Below are 20684 nucleotides of genomic sequence, written 5' to 3' on the forward strand. Positions count from 1 at the left end.
GGAAATAAAAAGTTTCGCCAATCGATTAGGATGGCGAAACTTTTTTGCTTCCACAACTTTTTTAAAGGGGGACGCGGGGTTATTTAGTGGTTTCTAAGCTGGTTACCTGGGTCTGAGCTGCTTGGGCCAGGATGTTCAGGTAGTTGAATGGCCGGTCAAAGTTGGGTTGGAACAGCATGTCGACCATGGCCAGGTCATCAATCGTGTTTTCATTTTGGATGCAGACGGACAGGGTGTTCGCCGATTGTGAGACGTCGTACTTGCTCATCAGGGCGCCGCCGAGAATCCGCTTGCTGTCTGGGTCGTAAACCAGGGACATCAGCACGGGTTCCGTCGATGGCATGAATTCTGGCCGGTAGTTATCCTTAACGATGACTTGTTCGGCGTTGATGCCCTGTTGCTTGGCAGCGGCTAAGGTCAACCCGGTAGAAACGATGGTCCGACCGTAAAGAGCTAAGCCAGAGGAAGATTGTGTTCCCATGTACTTAACGGTGGGGTTAACCAGGTTCTTGCCGACTAAGATACCTTGACGAACCGCGTTGGTTGCCAGGGGGATGTAGGCGTTTTGGTGCGTGGGGTTATAGTGAACTGCTGCACTATCACCGGCAGCAAAAATGTCGGGGTTGGATGATCGCATGTAATCATCCGTGATAATCGCGCCGTTTTGAGCCATGTCAACTTGACCCTTGAGCAGGGCGGTGTTGGGCCGAAAGCCGATGCAGAGGATAGCTAAATTGGTGTCGTAGCTGCCTTTGTCGGTCTTGATGGTCACACCGTCGCCGGTATCCGTAAAGCTTTGGACCGTTTCGCCCAAGGCTAACTGCACGTGGTTGTCGCGGTAGTCCTGTTCGATGACGTCGGTAAATTCTTGGTCAAAGTACTTAGGCATCACGCGATCCATGGCATCAATCAGGGTAACGTTGTGGCCAGTGGTGGAGTAGGCTTCGGCCAGTTCGGCACCAATGTAGCCGGCACCGATGACCGTGATGTGCTTGGCGTGCTTCGCCTCTTCGATTAAGGTTTGGGCGTGATTCCAGTTCTTGCAAAGCTTCACATGGTCGCCGTCGATTCCCTCAATCTTAGGGATGATGGGCCATGAACCAGACGTCATAACCAGCTTGTCGTAGCTTTCAGTGGTTTGGGCATGAGTCGCCAGGTCTTCAACCGTGACCGTCTTTTGGTCGGCGTCGATGGCTAAAACGTTGTGGCCCATCTGTACGTTAGCGCCTAAGCTCTTTAATTCTTCGGGGCTGGAGTAGAACAGGCCTTGGGGGTCCGCTACCTTGCCGCCGAGGTACAGGGCGATGCCGCAGGATAAGAAGGAAATATTATCATTCTTTTCGTAAACGGTGACGTCTGCATCGGGGTGTTCCGCTAAAATTTGCTTAATGGCAAAGGTTCCTGCATGTGTACAACCAACAACTGTGACTTTCATGGTGGTGCCTCCCAAAACAAGATTTTTTGAAGGGTATTTCACAAATACGTCCATGTGAAATCCTTTTCAATTGATTACAACTCTATTTTAGACAATTTATTTCGAATGTCAACACTTTTTTGAAAGTGTTACCATTTTGTTGACAGCACGGATTGAACCCGAAACTAGTCTTGCTTAGCGAAAAGCGGTAAACTAAAGAGCGTAGATTTACCTGTAAGTTCAGTTACTAACACGGGTGGGGAACCACGCCGCGTCGGCAACTCACGGACAGGACTTATTTGAAGGAGTGACTAATTTAATGTCAAAAGTAGCCAAGCATCTCTCAGCCTGCACCTCCGTTTTGGTCGGTAAAGCCGCCACGGTCGATGGGTCCACGCTGATTGCTAGAAACGACGATACCTTTTTACCCTTAACCCCGCAACGGTTCTACGTTCATCCCGCAGAGCATGATCAACCTAAGCGGACCTGGGTCTCCAACCAGAATGGCTTCACAGCACCAATTCCTAGCGACGGTTACCGCTACATGGCAACGCCTAACGTCGAAGTCGACAAGGAAGGGGTCTACGCCGAAAGTGGGTTCAACGAAAAGAACGTGGCGATGAGTGCCACCGAAAGTGTTTACGGCAATCCGGCCGCGTTAGCTTTCGATCCACTGGTGGCCAATGGTCTGGCCGAGGATTCCCTACAAACGATGGTGCTCCCTTACATCAACTCCGCGCGCGATGGGGTGCGTTACCTGGGCAACCTGATCAAGGAATACGGCTCACCAGAAGGTAACGGCGTGCTCTTCTCCGATCATGATGAGGTTTGGTACATGGAAATCGTCACGGGACACCACTGGGTTGCCCAACGGATTCCGGACGATGCCTACGCGGTGACCGCGAACCAAGTGGCCATTCAACAGGTGACCTTCGATGATCCAGACAACTTTATGTACTCCGAAGGGATTCAAGAATTTGTCACGACCAACCATTTGAACCCAGACCAAGATGGCTGGAATTTCCGGCACATCTTTGGGACGAGCACCGAAAAAGACCGGCATTACAACACGCCACGGGTCTGGTTCGGCCAACACGTATTGAATCCTGAAATCGAACAGGATCCCCAATCCAGCGACCTGCCATTCATCTGCCGGACCAGCCACAAGATCAGTGTGGAAGACGTGGAATACATTTTGAGTTCCCACTATAACGAAACGCAATACGATCCACTGGGCCCTGGCGACGGTGCGGACAAGCTGAAATTCCGGCCAATTGCCATGAACCGGACGCAAAATTCCCACGTGCTCCAGTTACGAAACGATGTACCGGCCGACCGCTCAGCCATTTTCTGGTTGAACTTTGGGGTACCAGCCTTTAGTCCTTACGTGCCATTCTTTGCCAACGCTACTGATACGGATCCGTCGTACAGCCAGACGCCAGTCCACTTGGATGACGTCAGTGCTTACTGGATGTACCGCAAGATGTCCATGATTGTGGAATCGCATTACGTTCAGTTCATTGAACAGGATACGGACTACGTGACGGCTGCCAAGCAAGACTTACGGACCCACGTGGCCACGGCCTTGGCTGGCGCCAAAGACCTCACGGGTGATGCGTTGACCGCCTACCTGACGGACCAAAACCACCAGGTCGTCGCCGACATGCGGCAGGTCACGACGCAGTTGACCAATGACTTGATTGAAAAGGGGCTGACGCTGTCCCACCTGACCTTCAACATGGACAAGAACCTGTAAGACGGTTCAGGGCTTGCGCTTGTCGTTCGTTCCCGGCGGCGGGCTCAAGACGGCCTGCTGTGGGGTCGGTTCCAGCCGAAGGGCGGGCTTCCACCTCAACTTTGAGCCGTAGTGCGGTCTCAAAGGTTGTCCCATGCTCTAAACTGAGAAAATCGCTCAGTTAAGACCATCGACACAGCTGGCCGTCTTGGCCCGCCTCTGGTCACTGACATAGCGCGTCTGTCTCGTCACAGGTCCTGTCAGTTGGCCTGATTTTGGTTCACAGGTTTAGCTAGACTGATTAAAAAAGCTATCTATAGAGAGTGTCTTCCTGGACAATCCGTCTGGGAAGACACTCTCTATTTATTTGCTCATAAGCTGGAAATCGTTTGATTGACAGTTTCTGAATGTGACCCCGAAACAAGTCTACGGTATAAAACGTCAAGACTCTATAAATCTTCACATTTCTCTCAAAGTCTACACAAATCTTTTCGTCATAATAAGATTATAGTAATCGATGCAATGATTCATTTAATTAACGGAGGATTTCATGATGAAGAGAAAAGAGATGAAAAAAATCAACTTAACGGCGCAGCAGGGGTTAACGGCGAAACAGGCCCAAGACCAACTGGCTGCGACCGGGGCGAACGAATTAATCGCCGCAAAGAAACCTGCGCTGTGGCAACAGGTGGCTCGCCACCTGAGCGACGTTTCCTCACTTGTGCTATTATTTGCCGTCGGCTTAGCCAGTTACATGGCGCTCTTTCAGGGCGGCGGTTGGACGAAGACGATTGTGATTGGGTCCATCCTGGTGATCAACGTGATCATCGGGCTGTACCAGGAAGCCTCGGCGGAAAAGGCGTTGGCAGCGTTACAATCTATGAGCCTGCCCACGACGACGGTTCGGCGCGATGATATCGCCCAGACGATTCAGGCCAAAGACGTGGTGCCGGGGGACTTGGTCCTGCTAAAAGCCGGTGACCAGGTGCCAGCCGATGGCATCGTGCTCCAGAGCACCAATTTAGCCGTAGACGAAGCCGTCTTAACCGGTGAAAGTGTGCCGGTCACGAAGGAAAAACTCGTGGACCCAGATGGCGCAACGGAAGCGCAACAAGTCTTTTCCGGAACCGCCGTCACGGCAGGAACGGCCATCGTTCAAGTCGTGACGACGGGGATGGCAACGGAACTGGGCCAAATCGCAGGGCTGTTGAACAAGACCAAGAAGCGGGCAACACCACTGCAGGGCCGGCTGAACAAACTGTCCGCGTGGCTGACGACCTTTGCCGTTTTAGGCGGTATGGTCATCTTTGCCCTCAGCATTTGGATGCAAAATCAGGGGCTGGCTGACAGCCTGATGATTGGGATTTCCCTGGCTGTGGCGGCCGTGCCGGAAACGTTGCCGATCATCGTGACCATTAGTTTGGCACACGGTGTTAAGCGGATGGCTAAGCGTAACGCCATCATGCGCCGGGTGAATGCGGTGGAAACGATTGGTGGCGTCGACGTGATTGCCTCCGACAAGACGGGGACGCTGACGCAAAATCAGATGACGATTACCCGTTACTGGACGCCCAACACGAAGAACGCCATGGCGGCGGACACGTTAACGCCGGCTGGTGAAAAGATGATGCGTTACCTGGGCCTGGCAACCAACGCCGAGATTCAAGAGGTCGCGGGTCAGGAACAGACGATGGGTGACCCCACGGAACTGGCGATTGTACGCTGGTTAAAGGGGCACGACAAGAGCCGGCAACAGTTTGAAAAACAAGCACCGCGGTTGGCGGAAGATCCTTTTGACTCCACGAAAAAGACGATGGCGACGGTCCACCGGTTAGCGGATGGTCAACAGCTCGTTATCGTGAAGGGCGCCTTCGACCGGTTACCGGTGGCTTGGCAACCACAAGCTCTCGCCCAAGCCAAGGCCGTTCACGACCAATTTGGCCAGCAGGCCTTACGGGTCCTGTCGGTGGGCTACAAGGTGATGCCAGCGACGCCAACGCACGACTGGACGGAACTGACGAAGGACTTAACGTTTGCGGGGCTGGTGGGTATCATTGACCCGCCACGGCCAGAAGTGATTCCGGCGATTCGGGAAGCCAAACGTGCGGGAATCAAGCCGGTGATGATCACTGGGGACCACATGGTAACAGCTGAAGCCATTGCTAAGGAAATCGGCTTGCTGACGCCGGGCCAACTGGTGATGTCAGGCGACGAGCTCCGGACGCTGACGGATGACGAACTCGCCGCGCAGATTCAAGATATCGCGGTCTATGCGCGGGTATCGCCGACGGATAAGATTCGGATCGTGCAGGCGTGGCAAAATGCCGGCAAGACCGTGGCCATGACCGGGGATGGGGTCAACGATGCCCCCGCCCTGAAGGCCGCCGATGTCGGCATCGCCATGGGGATTACCGGTACGGAAGTCTCTAAGGGGGCCGCCGACATGGTCCTGACGGATGACAACTTTGCCACGATTATCTCCGCGGTCCGGGAAGGCCGGACGGTATACCAGAACATTTTAAAGGCCGTCGAATTTTTGGTGGGTGTCAACTTTGCCCAAATCTTCCTGATGGTGGGCGCCGTCTTGATGGGTTGGGGTGCGCCGCTCTTGGCGGAACAACTCCTGCTGATCAACGTGTTAGCCGATGGGATTCCTGGGTTCTACATTTCCCGCGAACCGGGCGAAAAGGAAGCCATGGAACAGCCACCGGTGGCCAACGACGAAAGTCTCTTTGCGAGAGGCTTAGGCAGTCGATTGGCAACCCGGGCGGTCACGTTTACCTTCCTGACGCTAGGCATCTACGCGATTGGCCGGTTCGGCCTCTCCGCGGGTCAAGCTACAATGGGGATGACGATGGTCTTCCTGGTGCTGGCGGTTGGTTCGATGGTTGATATTTACGCCATCAAGGACCGGCAACCACTGACGCGGCAAAGCCTCATGCGTAATCCCGTGTTAAACGGGGCGATGCTCCTGGCCATCGCGTTGGTGATTGCCAGCGCGACGATTCCGGGCCTGCAGAGCATGTTTGGCCTGGTAAGCTTACCGGCCGTCGCCTGGTTGATTGTGATTCCAGGCATGTTTATCCCAACGATTGTGTTAGAAATTGCCAAGCGTTGGCAACGACGGTCCACGAACACGTGGGTCGCAGAAATTGACTAGGGCAACACCGTAACTGAATGGGTCGCGCCAAGACGCTCACACTACCAATAACTGACGATTGCTTGGAGGAGTAAACGAGACGTTTGGAAGCGTGTGGGGGTCATGGTAAGACACATTCGGCAAATAAGCTAAAGCCAAAGCATACGCCGCAACGTATGAATCGGTTAGAGACAAAAATAACGGTCACCTCTTCAAGAAAAATGAAGAGATGACCGTTATTTGTTTGGTTTTATATAATTCAGCGTTTAGTAATTGTGATGGTTATCTATCAAACACAGGAACCAGCGCAATCGAACTTGGCATAATCAGTCTCAGTGACCAGAGGCGGATCAACTTGACCAGCTGTGTCGATGGACTTAGCTGAGGTTTCCCACTCAGCTTAGCCCATGGGACGACCTTTGAGACCGATTCTCAGGCTCAAAGTCGAGGTGGAAGCCTGAGAATCAGGCTGGAACCGACCCCACAGCAGGGCAGGTTGAATCCGCCGCCGGGAACGAAACGAAATCACAACCCAGTTCTAAGCGTAAGCGACAAGGGCGAGGCGGACGTAGCGCGCATTAATGTAAGCGTCCGGCCCAATCTGGTACCAGACCAGCTGCTGATCATCCACGATGCGGCCACGAATATCCAGCGCCTCCCCGTGGTCGAGCTGGCCAGCCGTTTCGCCATAAGGTTCGTGGTAAATGGATACGGCCTTGCCCGGCACGTAGTCAACCGTGCCAATCCGTTCAAAGGGTTCGGGGTGCCACTGGTCGGGCTCGGGTAAACCGAGGTCGATGAACTGGTGTTCACGCCGCACGGTTTCCTTGGCCGACAACCACTGCTCACCACCGAGGTTATACCAAACGTCGCCGTTGGTCAGGGTGATAATCATGAATAAGCGCCACAGCGAATCCGTGGGGAACTGATACCCGTAAGCCTGGCCGTTGGGGCCATCGAAAACCTGATGGTCGGCCTGCAGAAAGACAAACTGGTGGACCCGCTGGACCATTTGCCAGGAATCTCGCCGGTAGTAGTAAACGACCTGCCCGGGGTGCTGGCTAAAGGTGCCCCGTTGTTGGCCCTGAGCCTGAAAGATGTGGTAGTTTTCAACGGAAGGTGGGGTCATCGAGAAGGCCGTGCCCAATCTCCCGCGAAGAATTCCGGGGAGTTCCAGCAACCGGCCGGTATCGTAATCGACCAGGTAGCTAATGATGGGTTGTCCCCAGTGTCGGACGTAGACCAGGGTGGTCAAGCCGTATTCTGAAATGTAGTCTTGGGTGAACCCGTGTACATCACGGAGAGCGTATCCCGCAATTTTAGGAAAGCGGAAGTTGACCGGCTGGTTGAGGACGCCGGTGAGGACCAAGGCAGGTTGCAGCGGCTGATTTTGGTTATCCACTAATCGGACCACCAGGGTTGCCGCTACCTGAGAAGCCTTCGCAACCGGTTTGGGTGTCGTTGGTGGTGCCGGTGAGACGGGTGTTGGGGCTAAGGGCAGGGACGTGGCACGGGGTTCGGGTGCTTCTTGCGGAATCGGCGTGGGCTCAGGTCGCCGTCGCGTTTGGGCGTGGCGTGGTCGCCGTTTGGGTGCCTGATTCGGTTCAATCACTCGTCGTAACCAGTCAAAAAAAGCCATGTCCTTTCACCTCCTGAAGTTTCCATTAAAATATTAGTCTATAGCTTACAGTATACCGCATTCTGCGGGTGCATTGCAGGTCCTTTTGCAAAACGCTTCCAGAGATTGTTTAGGCAACAAAAAACGACGCCTCGCAAGTCGCGAGGCGCCGTTAAAAATGCAGTTACTTTTTATCAGTCGTTGGTTCGGCTGCTGCCGGTTGGGCAGTGTCCGTGTCAGCGGCTAAGACAATCTTGCCATCTTCAATCTTGGCCACGAGGTTCTTAACGTCCGCGTGATCCAGGTAGAAGTCCGCAATCCGGTCTTCGATTTCTTCTTGAATGACTCGCCGTAATGGCCGAGCGCCCATTGCTGGGTTGTAGCCCTTCGTGACGAGTTGTTCTTCGACGGGTGTCGTGACGTGGATGTGGAGGCCTTGGCCCGCAAGCATCTGGTTGACGTCACCAATCATTAAGTCAACAATGTGCATCAAGTTTTCCTTGCTGAGCGAGTTGAATTCAATGATGTCATCGAATCGGTTCAAGAATTCTGGCTTGAAGTAAGCGGTCAGATTGCCCAGAACGGAGTGGGTCTTGCCCTCGGCAGCGGCACCGAAACCAACGTTGGCTTCAGCATCGCCGGTCCCGGCGTTACTGGTCATGATGATCAACGTATCCTTGAAGGAAACGGTCCGACCTTGAGAATCGGTCAACCGGCCGTCGTCAAGAATTTGTAAGAACATGTTCATGACGTCGGGGTGGGCCTTCTCAATTTCGTCCAGTAAGATCAAGGTGTACGGGTGCCGACGAACTTGTTCCGTCAGCTGACCGGCTTCTTCATAGCCGACATAGCCAGGTGGGGACCCAATCAATTTCGAAATGGAATGTGGTTCCATGTACTCAGACATGTCGAACCGAATCATGGCCTCCTGGGAGCCGAAGAGTTCATTGGCTAATTGCTTAGCTAATTCCGTCTTCCCAACACCAGTTGGACCGACGAAGAGGAAGGACCCGATTGGCCGGCCCGTGCCGTTCAACCCAATACGGTTCCGGCGGATAGCCCGCGCAACCTTGTCGACGGCTTCGTTTTGACCAATGACGTGCTTTTCCAAATCAGGGGAGAGGCTTTGCAGTTGATGTTGTTCCTTGGCTGCTAACTCACCCACGGGGATGGACGTCTTTTCTTCGACGATGTCCTGCATGTCCTTGACAGTAACCGTGGCCGACTGATTTTGATCAGCGGTCTTGGCGTTTTCCTTGGACTTCTCTAACTTCGTGACTTGATCACGGTAGTAGGCGGCCTTTTCGTAGTCTTCCTGCTTCAAAGCAGCCTGCTTCTGTTCCTCGGAGCTCTTGATTTTTTCATCAATTGCCTTAGGATCAGCCACGTTGATCGTTAAGTTCTTCCGTGAACCGGCTTCATCCAACAGGTCAATGGCCTTGTCCGGTAAGAACCGGTCTTGGATGTAACGGTCAGACAGGCGAACGGCAGCCTCGATGGCGTCGTCCGTGTAGTGTACGTGGTGGTAATCTTCGTACTTCTTTTGGATGCCTTGTAAAATCTTGACAGCTTCATCGGCACTCGGTTCATCAACCGTGACGGGTTGGAACCGACGGGCGAGGGCTTGGTCCTTTTCAATATCTCTGTATTCATTTAAAGTCGTGGCCCCGATGAGTTGGAAGTCACCCCGAGCTAAGGCTGGCTTCAACACGTTACCAGCGTCCATGCCACCCTCGGCATTGCCGGCACCCATGATTTCATGGATTTCGTCAATAAAGAGGATGATGTCCGGATTACTCTGAACTTCCTTCATCAATTGTTGCATCCGTTGTTCAAATTGGCCCCGGATCCCAGTTCCTTGAACCAGGGAAACCACGTCCAATCGAATAATTTGTTTGTTGGCTAATTTTTGGGGAACGTTGCCTTCAACAATCCGTTCCGCAAGGCCTTCAATGACGGCCGTCTTCCCAACACCGGCTTCCCCAATTAAAACGGGGTTGTTCTTGGTCCGGCGATTGAGAATTTCGATGACTTGAGCCGTCTCTTTGTCGCGCCCAATAACGGGGTCAACCTTGCCATCCTTAGCTAGTTTGGTCAGGTTCAAGCCATACTGACTGAGTAGGCCATTGCCGTTTCCTTGGTTACCAGCAGGTTGGGTTGGTTGACCAGGTTGCTGCGCACCGGATTGCCGGTAGTCAGCTTGGTCGTTGTTGCCGCCTTGCATTGCCCGGAAAATATCATCCAGGTTACCAAAGCCGAATGGATCTTGTGCCATACGGCCACCTCCATTTCCAGAATCGTTTTGTTGCTGCTTCAGCAGTTGATAACAATTTTGGCATAGGTCAACTTGTTGCCGCTGCCCATTTACACTCATGTAAAGGTGAATCGTTGCTTCATTGCGGTGGCAATTTTGACATAGCATCTTGTCGTCTCCTTTCTTGCCTGGAATTCTCGTGGGAAACCCACGCAGGTCTGTGTGAGAAAAGTTTTGACCTTTCTTGACCATTGACCACATTATACCGCGTTCGACCTGCCGTGCAAGTAATTTGTTTCGCGACAAAATCAGCGGTAATCATGGCATTTCCAGCGAACAATTTTATTCTAGCACTCTCGGTAGTAGAATGCTAAAATCGACTCCTGATTTCTCCTATTTTTCCCAAACCGTGGTGAAATTTGGTGCTGGGTTTTCGTTCCCGGCGGCGAATTCAAGATGCCCTGCTATGGGGTCGGTTCCAGCCGAAGGGCGGGCTTCCACCTCAACTTTGAGCCATAGGGCGGTCTCAAAGGTTGCCCCATGGGCTAGGCTGAGAAAGAACCTCAGCCAAGGCCATCGACACAGCCGGGCACCTTGATTCGCCTCTGGTCACTGACAGGGGGTACCAAATTTAATGGTCGGTGGGTATATGTACATTCCCGGCGGTGAGCTCAAGCCAGTCTGTTGTGGGGAATATCCAGCCTGAGGGGCGGTCTTCCGCCTCGCCTATGAGCCTGGAGAGCGGTCTCATAGGTCGTCCCGTGTTCTAGGTAGGGGAGTGCACCCAACCAAGAACACCGACACAGTTGCCTGGCTTGGCTCACCTCTGGTCACTGACACGGGTGCATCAAATTTAACGATTAGCCGTGGTTGCATTGTATTACGTGTACGTGGTTATAGAGTGAGTTGGTGGGGATCGTGTCACGCGTTTCTGATTAGTTGTTGAGATTTGTCGGCTGATAGACTACATAAAATTTTTAGCAGCAACCGTGTGCTCTACTGCATTTGTACTTTAGTGGTTGTGGAACTATTAATGTGGGAAGGAACGGAACGTTTGATTCTGGATTAGAGATGCGCGATAATTTAAGCACTGCTTGTAAATACAAGAGAAACGCAGAAACAACCTGTTGAAATATCCCAAGTATCTGTCACAATGGTTGAAGCAAACTTGTTGTGACGATTACAAAAGATTGATCACGGCTGAGTGACTGTTTCAACGTGAGTGACCAGAGGCGGGTCAAGTTGACCAGCTGTGTCGATGGTCTTAACTGAGTGAACTTCTCAGTTTAGAGCATGGGACGACTTTGAAGACACGTGATTTTCGTGGCTTTAAAGCGAGGTGGAAGACCGCTCCTCAGGCTGGAACCGTTCCCCACAGCAGGGCAGCTTGAACCCGCCGCCGGGAACGGTCAGCACGCTGACACGTTAAGCGAACTTGTTAAGGAGGAAAAAACTTTTGGCAAAAGATTTTACCGCGCTAATGAACCAACTAAAAGATCAGGAACTAGACGAATTTGAAGTCACCCCCGAAGAATTTCCCGCCTTTCAAAAAGCCTTCATGGCCTTTGAAACCCGGAAGCGGGTGATTGGCCAGGCCCACAAGGGTGGCAAATTAATCTACCGTTACGATGATGGTGGCAAAAAAGACGGCGAATAGTGATTATTTGATGTAAGCGGTTCATGAATGCTTGTAATTTGCCTGCTAGATTGATATTCTTAGTAGGTAGGCGTGACTCACAAAATGGTTGTTTGGCCAATGCGCAAGGTCAGGGTGAGTCGTGTTTGGAAAGAAATCAACCTAAGCTTAAAGGAGATCGATCAATTATGGAAAAACGCGAATTTCGTGTCACTGCAGAAACTGGTATCCACGCACGTCCCGCAACTTTATTAGTTCAGGCTGCTAGCAAGTTCAACTCTGAAGTTAGCTTGCAGTACCAAGACAAGTCCGTTAACTTGAAGTCTATCATGGGCGTTATGTCCTTAGGTGTTGGCCAAAATGCCAGCATCACCATCACGACTGACGGTGACGACGAAGCCGATGCCATGAACGCAGTGGCTGAAACGTTGAAAAAAGAGGGTTTATCTGACTAATGAGAGCGATGCTCAAGGGAATTGCCGCCAGTGATGGGGTGGCTTGCGGCCGGGTCTACCGGTTCGTTGAGCCAGATCTCACCGTTAAAAAGCGGACGATCACTAATCTTGATTACGAATTAAATCGATTCCATCAGGCCCTTGAAGCAGCCGTCTCAGAAGTCGAGACGATTGAAACGCGTGCAACTAAAAGCCTGGGCGCTGATGGCGCCCAGGTTTTTAGTGCGCATAGGGCGATGCTCCAAGACCCGGAAGTGATTGCGGCGACTGAAACCAAGATTAAAGTCGAACACCTCAACGCAGAAGTCGCGTTCGCAACCGTGATGAACGACTTTGCCCAGAGCTTTCTGGCGACGGATAATACGCTGATCAAAGAACGGACGTCTGACGTTCATGATGTGGTCAAACGGGTGACGGCCCATTTACTCGGCGTGACCTTGCCTAATTTGGCGTTGCTGAAGGAACCAGTCGTCGTAGTCACCCACGATTTGAATCCCAGTGATACGGTCTCGGCGGCGTCCAAGTACATCTTGGGCTTCGTCACGGATCTGGGCGGCCGGACGTCTCACTCGTCGATTCTGGCGCGCTCACTGAACATCCCCGCGGTTGTGGGAACGCAGACGGGGACCCAGACGTTGATGGATGGCGATTCGGTCATCGTCAACGGGTCGACGGGGAGCGTTGTGAGTGATCCCGACCAAGCAGAATTGGACACGGCCAAGCAGGCCATGCTGGACCGTATCACGAATATGAAGCGGTTGGCCACGTTACGCAATCACACCACGACGAGTCGTGATGGGGTGGGCGTGACGTTGGCCGCCAACATGGGGACCGCCAGTGACATCCCGAACGTTTTGCAAAATGGCGCGGAGGCCGTGGGACTGATGCGGACCGAATTCTTGTATATGGATTCGGAACAGCTCCCCACGGAAGACGAACAGTTTGCCACGTACCGGCAGGTGTTAGAAAAGTTAGCACCACGCCCCGTGGTCATTCGGACCCTGGATATTGGTGGCGACAAGCCGTTGCCTTACCTGCATCAGAAGCAGGAAGCCAATCCATTCCTGGGGGCCCGGGCGATTCGCCAGAGCCTGGCTCATCAAGCCATTTTTCGCAGTCAGCTGCGGGCGTTGCTTCGGGCATCGGCCTACGGTAACCTGCGGATCATGTTCCCGATGATTGCGACGTTGGATGAATTTCGTCAGGCCAAGGCCATTTACGATGACGAGCGGTCGAAACTCACCACGGCGCGGGTGCCCCTGGGAAAAATCAAAGTGGGCATGATGGTCGAGGTGCCAGCGGCTGCCCTGTTGGCGGACCGCTTTGCCCATGAAGTGGACTTCATGAGCATTGGGACCAACGATTTGATTGGCTACACGATGGCGGCCGATCGGACCAACCAGGATGTGTCCTACCTGTATCAGCCTTACCACCCCGCAATTTTGCGGTTGGTGCAACGAATCATTACGGCCGGCCACACTGCGGGGATTCCCGTGGCCATGTGTGGCGAGATGGCGGGTGACCCGATTGCCGTTCCCCTGCTATTGGGGATGGGCCTCGATGAGTTCTCTATGGGTGCCGGGTCGATTCTAAAGACACGTCAGCTGATTAGTCAACTCAACGCGAAGGACCTGCAAGGACTGGTGGAAAGCGCGGTGAATTCGGCCGACACGAGTCAGGACGTGATTACCATGGTGCAGGCCGCAGTTCCGGACCTGACCCAGGCTTAAACTGAACGTAAACAATGAGCACTCGTGACCGACAGTCGTCGGTTGACGGGTGCTTTTTTAATGTGACCCTTGCGGCAGAAACCGGCTAGTGGTCGCGAGTTGTTGTGGTGAACGCGCAATAAATTTTCAGCAACCCCCGTTGTTGTTTGCAATCACCTAGGCAAACCCATATAATTGTGATGATTGTACAATATGAAGGCTACTGGGTGTCGGTCTGGACCGGTCGAATTCGTTCGTGACGAATGGGTTGGGACTGGTGAACGGGACCCGGGGTTATTTAAGACAAAACACAAGACGCAAGGGGGATTGGCAATGAACATCGGCATATTTACGGATACCTATTTCCCTCAAGTGAGTGGGGTCGCGACGTCCATCAAGACGTTGCGGGATCAGTTGGAAAAACAGGGTAACCAGGTCTACATCTTCACGACGACCGACCCGCACGTTGAGAAGAACGTGTATGAACGCAATGTCTTTCGTTTCCAAAGCATTCCGTTCGTCTCCTTCACTGACCGCCGAATCGCAGTGCGGGGGCTGTTTCAGGCCTACCAAATTGCCAAGGAGTTAAATTTAGACGTGGTCCATACCCAGACGGAATTTTCCATGGGCTGGATCGGTAAGTTTGTGGCACGGAACCTAGAGATTCCGTGTCTGCACACCTACCACACGATGTATGAGGATTATTTACACTACGTGGCGAACGGGAAGATCCTGAAGCCCGTGCACGTCAAACAGGGGACGCTGGCCTTTTGTTATCACTTAACTGGCGTGGTGGCTCCCAGCGACCGGGTGTTGACCACCTTAACCGATTATGGGGTCAAGACACCGATTCGGGTCATTCCGACCGGGGTCAACCTGCACCAGTATGAACAGCCGGATACCGCTAATTTACGGCGGCATTTGGGGTACGATCCCGACACCCCAGTGATTCTCTCGCTGAGTCGGTTAGCCTATGAAAAGAACATCAAGGCCAGCATTGCGGCCCTGCCACGGGTTTTAGCGCAGGTGCCGAATGCCCAGTTGCTGATTGTGGGTGATGGGCCAGCCAAAGAGGATCTCGAGGCCCAGGCCAAGGATGCTGGGTTGGACGATCACGTGACCTTTACCGGTGAGATCAACAATGATGAAGTGTTCCGTTACTACCATATGGCGAACGTCTTCCTGTCCTCCTCGGATTCTGAATCCCAGGGGCTGACGTATATTGAAGCGCTGGCGGCGGGCACCAAGATTGTGGTCATGACGAGTCCGTATACCGATGAACTATTGTCGAGTCGGACGCTCGGGGTGACATTTACCACCGAAGACGAATTAGTTGAGAACGTGGTTGATTACCTGCTTCATGGGGATGACGAGCAGGACCCAGACTTGCTGGCCCGGAAGTTAGCGGAAATTTCTGCGGATACTTTTGGGCAGCACATCCTGGAATTCTATCAGGATGCTCAGGCAAGCTACGAGCAATCTCACGAGGATACCCCGGACTTTAGCGATTAGAGGAGTTATTGGATGTTAAAAATCAACATGTTTTCTGCGGCTGATTCTGTAAAGGGTCAGGGTGTGGGGAGTGCTTACAACGAACTCATGAATCTGTTGGCGACGCGGCTGGACCAGGAGTTTGACGTGTCCGTGAACAGTTATCGGCGGGTCGACCTGACCCATTACCACACGATTAATTTTTCCTATTACTTATCAACGTTCATGCCGCATCGTGGCCGGAAGATTGGCTACGTTCATTTTCTGCCGGAAACTCTGGAGGGGAGTTTGAAGATTCCCCAACCATTCCGGTCCATTTTTTATAAATACGTGATTGCCTTCTACAAGCGGATGGATCACATCGTGGTGGTGAACCCGACGTTCATCCCCAAGCTAGTGGCAGCGGGGATTCCGGCCGAAAAAGTCACATATATTCCCAACTTTGTGAGCCGCAAGGAATTCTACCCGGTCGATGCCGAGAAGAAGCGCGCCTTGCGCCAGCAGTACCACTACGATGAGCAGCGCTTTACAATTTTGGGGATTGGCCAGATTCAGGAGCGCAAGGGTCTATTTGACTTTATCAAATTAGCCCGGAACAATCCGGACCTGCAGTTCATCTGGGCCGGGGGCTTTTCCTTTGGACGGATGACCGATGGCTATGCGGCGCTCAAGAAGGTCGTAGATGATCCACCGGCTAATCTGAGCTTCCCAGGTATCGTTGACCGGGATAAACTGGTTGACTACTATAACCTGGCGGACCTTTTCTTACTGCCATCGTTTAACGAACTCTTCCCCATGTCTGTGCTGGAGGCCTTTAGTACCGGGACCCCGGTCTTATTGCGGGATCTCGACCTGTACCAGGCTATTATCGCGGGGGACTATCAGCCAGCGGCCGATTACGACGCGATGAATGACCAATTACACCAGTTACCTCAGGACCCAGCAGCGCTGGAACACTGGCATCAACGGAGCTTAGCGGCAGCTGACCGTTACTCCGAGGAACATCTGGCGCAAATTTGGCGGGAGTTCTATACGCAGCAAGCAAAAGAGGGGTAACTGAATGTCACGACGAAATAAATGGGTTTTAGCCTTGATGTTACTCCTGGGGATCGCTATTTTTGCTTTTTCTCTCCGTGACATTAAATTTTCAGTTTTAATCAATGATTTTGTAAATATCAACTTCTGGTGGTTTGGGGTCGCCATCCTATGCATGGTGATCTACCTGGGGCTGGAAGCCTGGATCGTTAAGGTGTTTATCTCCGATCGCATCGAAGGTTTTACCTTTAAGGATGCGCTCCGGATTCCCATGGTGGAACAGCTGTTTAACGGTATTACGCCATTCTCATCCGGTGGTCAACCGGCGCAACTGATTGCCCTGATGCAAACGGGGGTCGATGCCGGGAAGGCCAGCTCGGTCCTCCTGATGAAATTCGTGGTCTATCAGTCCATGATTGTCATCAACTTTTTGTTTGCCCTGGTCATCGGGTTTCACGACATTCAGGACAAACTTCACGCGCTGGCTTGGCTGGTCGTGTTTGGCTTTTCCATTCACCTAGCCGTCATCGTGGGGCTCCTCATGGTGATGTTCTGGCACGCGTTCACTAAGAAGGCGGTCGGTGTGATTATGAAGCCCATGGGGTGGTTCATGAAGGCCGAACGCTTCGAGCGGATGTCAGCCAACGTGAACGGGAAGATTGATTCCTTTTATGCCGAAAGTGTCCGCATCAGTGGTCAGTGGAAGCTCATGTTGCGCGTCTTTGTGATTACCTTCTTCCAGCTGATGTTCTACTATTTAATTCCGTACTTCATCATGCTGGCGCTGGGTTACACGACGGCGAATATCGTCATGGTCACGAGTCTCCACATTTTAATTGTCATGGTGATCTCCCTATTTCCCATTCCAGGAGGGTCTGGCGGTGCCGAATACAGCTTTGAAATGATTTTCCGTAGTTACATCTCATCGAATAGTAAATTGGTGCTAGCCATGATTCTATGGCGGCTCCTGACCTACTACTTGGGGATGCTAGCCGGTCTGGTGGCGATGGTGATTCGCCCAGATAAGGTGCGCGAAGAGAACTGATTTGTGAAAACTCTGAGTTTTTCGCGATTAGGGCGTGCCATAGTGGCTTAAGTTTGGTAAAATCATAGTGAAAGCTAGAAAGGGGACCAACCATGGAAGAATCTCAACTGATTGGCATCATCAATCGTTTAAAAGCGATGCAGGAGGATGCTACCGACGAGCCACAACCCCGTCGTTTTGAAAAAGAAGGCGTGGAACAAGCAACGGTCGTATTTAACCAATTGACCCACACGTACACGTTAACCGAACACAATCCGGAAACGACTTTTGAATTTGATAACATTGATTTAGTAGCTATCGAATTGTTTGATTTATTGACGGATAATTAATAACAAAACTATGGTGAACATAGTTTTGTTTTTTTTAAATAAAAATATGGTGGCGGTTACACGGCTGACGACCGACTGGTTGGTCCCAGAACGGTGCGCGAACGCCGTCGAGTTGTGACGGAAACGTGAGCAAAACTTGAATTTTTTCAAAGGTTCCTTAATCAGATTGAAACCCCGCTAGTATTCGTTATACTGTAGTGATGTTAACTATTTTGTGGAGGCTGTCTCATGGCGAATTTTTTTAAACGAAAGATGAACTGGATAAACACCCGCATGGGCTTTTTCCTGTTGACCATCGTTCTATTTTGGGTAAAGACTTACATTGCCTATCAAACCGAGTTCACGCTGGGGGCAAAGGGGAGTGTCCAACAGTTTCTGCTGTTCATTAACCCGGTGCCAGCGGCGCTACTGATTTTCGGCATTGCCCTGTATTTCCGGGGACGGTTAGCCTATTGGCTAATGATGATCATTAATGTCCTGGAATCGACCTGGATATTTGCGAACGTGCTGTATTACCGAGAATTCTCAGACTTCCTCTCCTTCGGGATCATGAAGGGGTCGAGCGATGTTGGGAACAACTTGGGGAAGAGTATGGCACAGATTACCCATCTGTATGATTTCTTTGTGTATATCGATATTATCGTTTTAATCGTGCTGCTGGTGACCCACGTCATTCGGATCGACCCGCGGCCATTCAAGCGGCGGTACGCGTTATCAATCACGGTACTGTCGTTTGGGCTGATGTTTGCCGAATTTGGCATGGCCAATGCGGATCGTTCTGGCCTGCTGACGCGGACATTTGACAACAACTACATCGTCAAGTACCTGGGGCTGAATGAATATGCGGCCTTTAACGGGTACCAGACGCAGAAGGAAAGTGCCACGCGGGCGAGTGCCAATGCCAGTGACATGAAGAGTGTGCTGAAATACCTGAAGCAAAACCGCGTGAGTCCCAACGTGTCGTATTACGGCAAGGAAAAGGGCAAGAACGTGTTTGTGATTCACTTGGAGAGTTTCCAACAGTTCCTGCTTGACTATAAGGTCGACGGGAAGGAAGTTACCCCCACGCTGAATAAGTTCTACCATAACCAGAACACCCTGTCATTCGATAACTTCTATAATCAAGTGGCCCAGGGGAAGACCTCTGATGCTGAAATGATGCTGGAAAACTCGTTGTTTGGGTTACCACAGGGGTCGGCGATGACCACCTATGGGACGCAAAACACGTTCCAGGCGGCACCGGCTATCCTGAGTCAAGAGGCGGGGTACAGTACGGCGGCATTCCATGGGGATGTGCCAAGTTTCTGGAACCGGGACAACACGTACAAGTCCTGGGGGTACCAATACTTCTTCAGTTCTAGCTACTATACGGAGAAGCCTGGGTACTCTGTCGGCTATGGGTTAAAGGATAAGATCTTCTTTGAACAGTCCGCGAAGTACATCGAACAGTTACCACAACCGTTCTATGCCAAGCTGATCACACTGACTAACCACTACCCATATGAGTTAGATAAGAAGAACACGGATTTCCCCGCAACCAAAACAGGGGATAAGACCGTGGACCCATATGTTCAGACGGCACACTATTTGGACCAGTCATTTGCTGAGTTCCTGACGTACCTGAAGAAGGTCGGTCTGTATAAGAATAGTGTCATCGTTGCCTATGGGGATCACTATGGGATTTCCAATAATCACCGGCCAGCGATTGCGCAGTTACTGGGGAAGAGTAAGGTCACAAACTTTGACTTGACCCAGTTCCAGAAGGTGCCATTCATGATTCACGCCACGGGACTCAAGGGCGGCATCAACCACACGTATGGTGGGGAAATCGATGTCTTGCCAACCTTACTGGATCTACTCGGGGTGAAGAACACCGATACGATTCAGTTTGGGCAAGATCTGTTAGCGAAGAATCGTAATCAGACCGTCGCCTTTAGAAATGGGAACTTCATTTCACCGAAGTATGCCAAGGTAGGGGGGACCGTCTACGATACCAAGACGGGGAAAGTCCTCACGTTGACGGCAGCACAGAAGAAAGTCGTCGATCAGATGCAGAACCACGTGACGACGGAACTCTCCTTATCCGACCGGGTCATCTATGGCGATCTCTTGCGTTTCTATACACCAAAGAACTTTACTAAGGTCAACAAGACCGACTTCACCTATAAGTACAAACCAGCAATGGCCAAACTTGCTGAGGCGGAAAAACAGGAGAAGACGAGTGCCTTGGCTAAGAACAAGGGTAAGACAACTACGTACAAGACAGACGCACCAGAATTGAAATAAGCTTCAATGAAGAGTTTCGACTACTCCTAGTGAATGGTTGGAACTCTTTTTCTGTTTAAGAGGGTTGTAGCTAGACCGATTCAATCAATAGTAGGGCGTCCAGGTCGAGTGTTTTGGCGGAAGCGATGGGGATGCGCAGCCGGGGATGAAAATAATTTTAGTAAATATTCATTTTGCCCTTGACCAATGGCGTGGATATTGGTAAACTATTTTTTGTTGTCAGAAACGCAAACAAGCGTTGCATCGACAAGGATGAAACGAGATTCAAGTAATTGAAAAAAAGGCTTGACGGTCTTGGCAATTCTTGATATAGTAGTAATCGTTGTTGAGAATATTTATTCAATTAGTTGCAGTAAACATCAATATTTATTCAAAAAGATGTTTAAAAACTTGTTGACATGATTTTGACAGCATGATATACTTTAAAAGTTGTCACGGAGCACTTGCTTCTTATGATAACTTGGTAGACCTTTGAAAACTGAACATTGTTTCGACAAACCAAATATGTGTAGGGCGGTTTGATACTTGGTATCAAACC

At 51.6% G+C, this 20684-nt stretch carries 13 protein-coding genes; 10 read left to right on the forward strand and 3 right to left on the reverse strand.

Annotated features, from left to right (window positions below; genetic code table 11):
* Window positions 1-79: 79 nt before the first annotated feature.
* Window positions 80-1435: an FAD-dependent oxidoreductase gene (locus JUF22_RS11515; protein WP_203646367.1), complete on the reverse strand. Its 1356-nt coding sequence runs from the start codon at window positions 1433-1435 to the stop codon at window positions 80-82.
* 298 nt (window positions 1436-1733) lie between these two features.
* On the opposite strand from JUF22_RS11515, the gene JUF22_RS11520 reads away from it, so the two are divergent.
* Both JUF22_RS11520 and JUF22_RS11525 read left to right on the forward strand, forming a co-directional pair.
* On the forward strand, window positions 1734-3170 hold the full coding sequence (locus JUF22_RS11520; protein ID WP_203646369.1) for a C69 family dipeptidase: 1437 nt from the start codon (window positions 1734-1736) through the stop codon (window positions 3168-3170).
* 532 nt (window positions 3171-3702) lie between these two features.
* Window positions 3703-6309 carry a cation-translocating P-type ATPase gene (locus JUF22_RS11525; protein ID WP_203646371.1) on the forward strand — a complete coding sequence of 869 codons (2607 nt, stop codon included), beginning with the start codon at window positions 3703-3705 and terminating at the stop codon, window positions 6307-6309.
* Window positions 6310-6826: 517 nt separating this feature from the next.
* On the opposite strand, the gene JUF22_RS11530 is transcribed toward JUF22_RS11525, so the two are convergent.
* Together JUF22_RS11530 and JUF22_RS11535 are read right to left on the reverse strand one after the other, a co-directional pair.
* On the reverse strand, window positions 6827-7927 hold the full coding sequence (locus tag JUF22_RS11530) for a MucBP domain-containing protein (RefSeq protein WP_203646379.1): 1101 nt from the start codon (window positions 7925-7927) through the stop codon (window positions 6827-6829).
* A 163-nt stretch (window positions 7928-8090) separates the two neighbouring features.
* Window positions 8091-10328, reverse strand: a complete 2238-nt coding sequence (locus tag JUF22_RS11535) for an ATP-dependent Clp protease ATP-binding subunit (RefSeq protein WP_203646381.1) — start codon at window positions 10326-10328, stop codon at window positions 8091-8093.
* A gap of 1288 nt (window positions 10329-11616) precedes the next feature.
* On the opposite strand from JUF22_RS11535, the gene ykzS reads away from it, so the two are divergent.
* From ykzS to JUF22_RS11575, 8 genes are all read left to right on the forward strand, one after another.
* Entirely contained in the window at window positions 11617-11817 is a 201-nt protein-coding gene (ykzS, locus tag JUF22_RS11540; RefSeq protein ID WP_203646382.1) for a protein YkzS, read from the forward strand.
* Window positions 11818-11984: 167 nt separating this feature from the next.
* On the forward strand, window positions 11985-12251 hold the full coding sequence (locus tag JUF22_RS11545) for a phosphocarrier protein HPr (RefSeq protein ID WP_125583687.1): 267 nt from the start codon (window positions 11985-11987) through the stop codon (window positions 12249-12251).
* Entirely contained in the window at window positions 12251-13981 is a 1731-nt protein-coding gene (ptsP, locus tag JUF22_RS11550; protein WP_203646384.1) for a phosphoenolpyruvate--protein phosphotransferase, read from the forward strand. Before JUF22_RS11545 ends, ptsP begins: the two co-directional genes overlap by 1 nt.
* 312 nt (window positions 13982-14293) lie before the next feature.
* Window positions 14294-15472 carry a glycosyltransferase family 4 protein gene (locus tag JUF22_RS11555; RefSeq protein WP_203646386.1) on the forward strand — a complete coding sequence of 393 codons (1179 nt, stop codon included), beginning with the start codon at window positions 14294-14296 and terminating at the stop codon, window positions 15470-15472.
* Window positions 15473-15484: 12 nt separating this feature from the next.
* Entirely contained in the window at window positions 15485-16507 is a 1023-nt protein-coding gene (locus tag JUF22_RS11560; protein ID WP_203646388.1) for a glycosyltransferase family 4 protein, read from the forward strand.
* Window positions 16508-16511: 4 nt separating this feature from the next.
* Window positions 16512-17531 carry a lysylphosphatidylglycerol synthase transmembrane domain-containing protein gene (locus JUF22_RS11565; RefSeq protein WP_203646394.1) on the forward strand — a complete coding sequence of 340 codons (1020 nt, stop codon included), beginning with the start codon at window positions 16512-16514 and terminating at the stop codon, window positions 17529-17531.
* Window positions 17532-17623: 92 nt separating this feature from the next.
* A complete protein-coding gene (locus JUF22_RS11570; RefSeq protein WP_125574787.1) occupies window positions 17624-17860 on the forward strand; it encodes a YkuJ family protein in 237 nt (78 codons plus the stop codon).
* Window positions 17861-18088: 228 nt separating this feature from the next.
* The gene (locus tag JUF22_RS11575) at window positions 18089-20146 is read left to right on the forward strand and encodes an LTA synthase family protein (RefSeq protein WP_203646395.1); all 2058 of its coding nucleotides are present in this window, start codon (window positions 18089-18091) and stop codon (window positions 20144-20146) included.
* Window positions 20147-20684: the final 538 nt, after the last annotated feature.

Source organism: Levilactobacillus lanxiensis (assembly GCF_016861655.1).
Lineage (GTDB): Bacteria > Bacillota > Bacilli > Lactobacillales > Lactobacillaceae > Levilactobacillus > Levilactobacillus lanxiensis.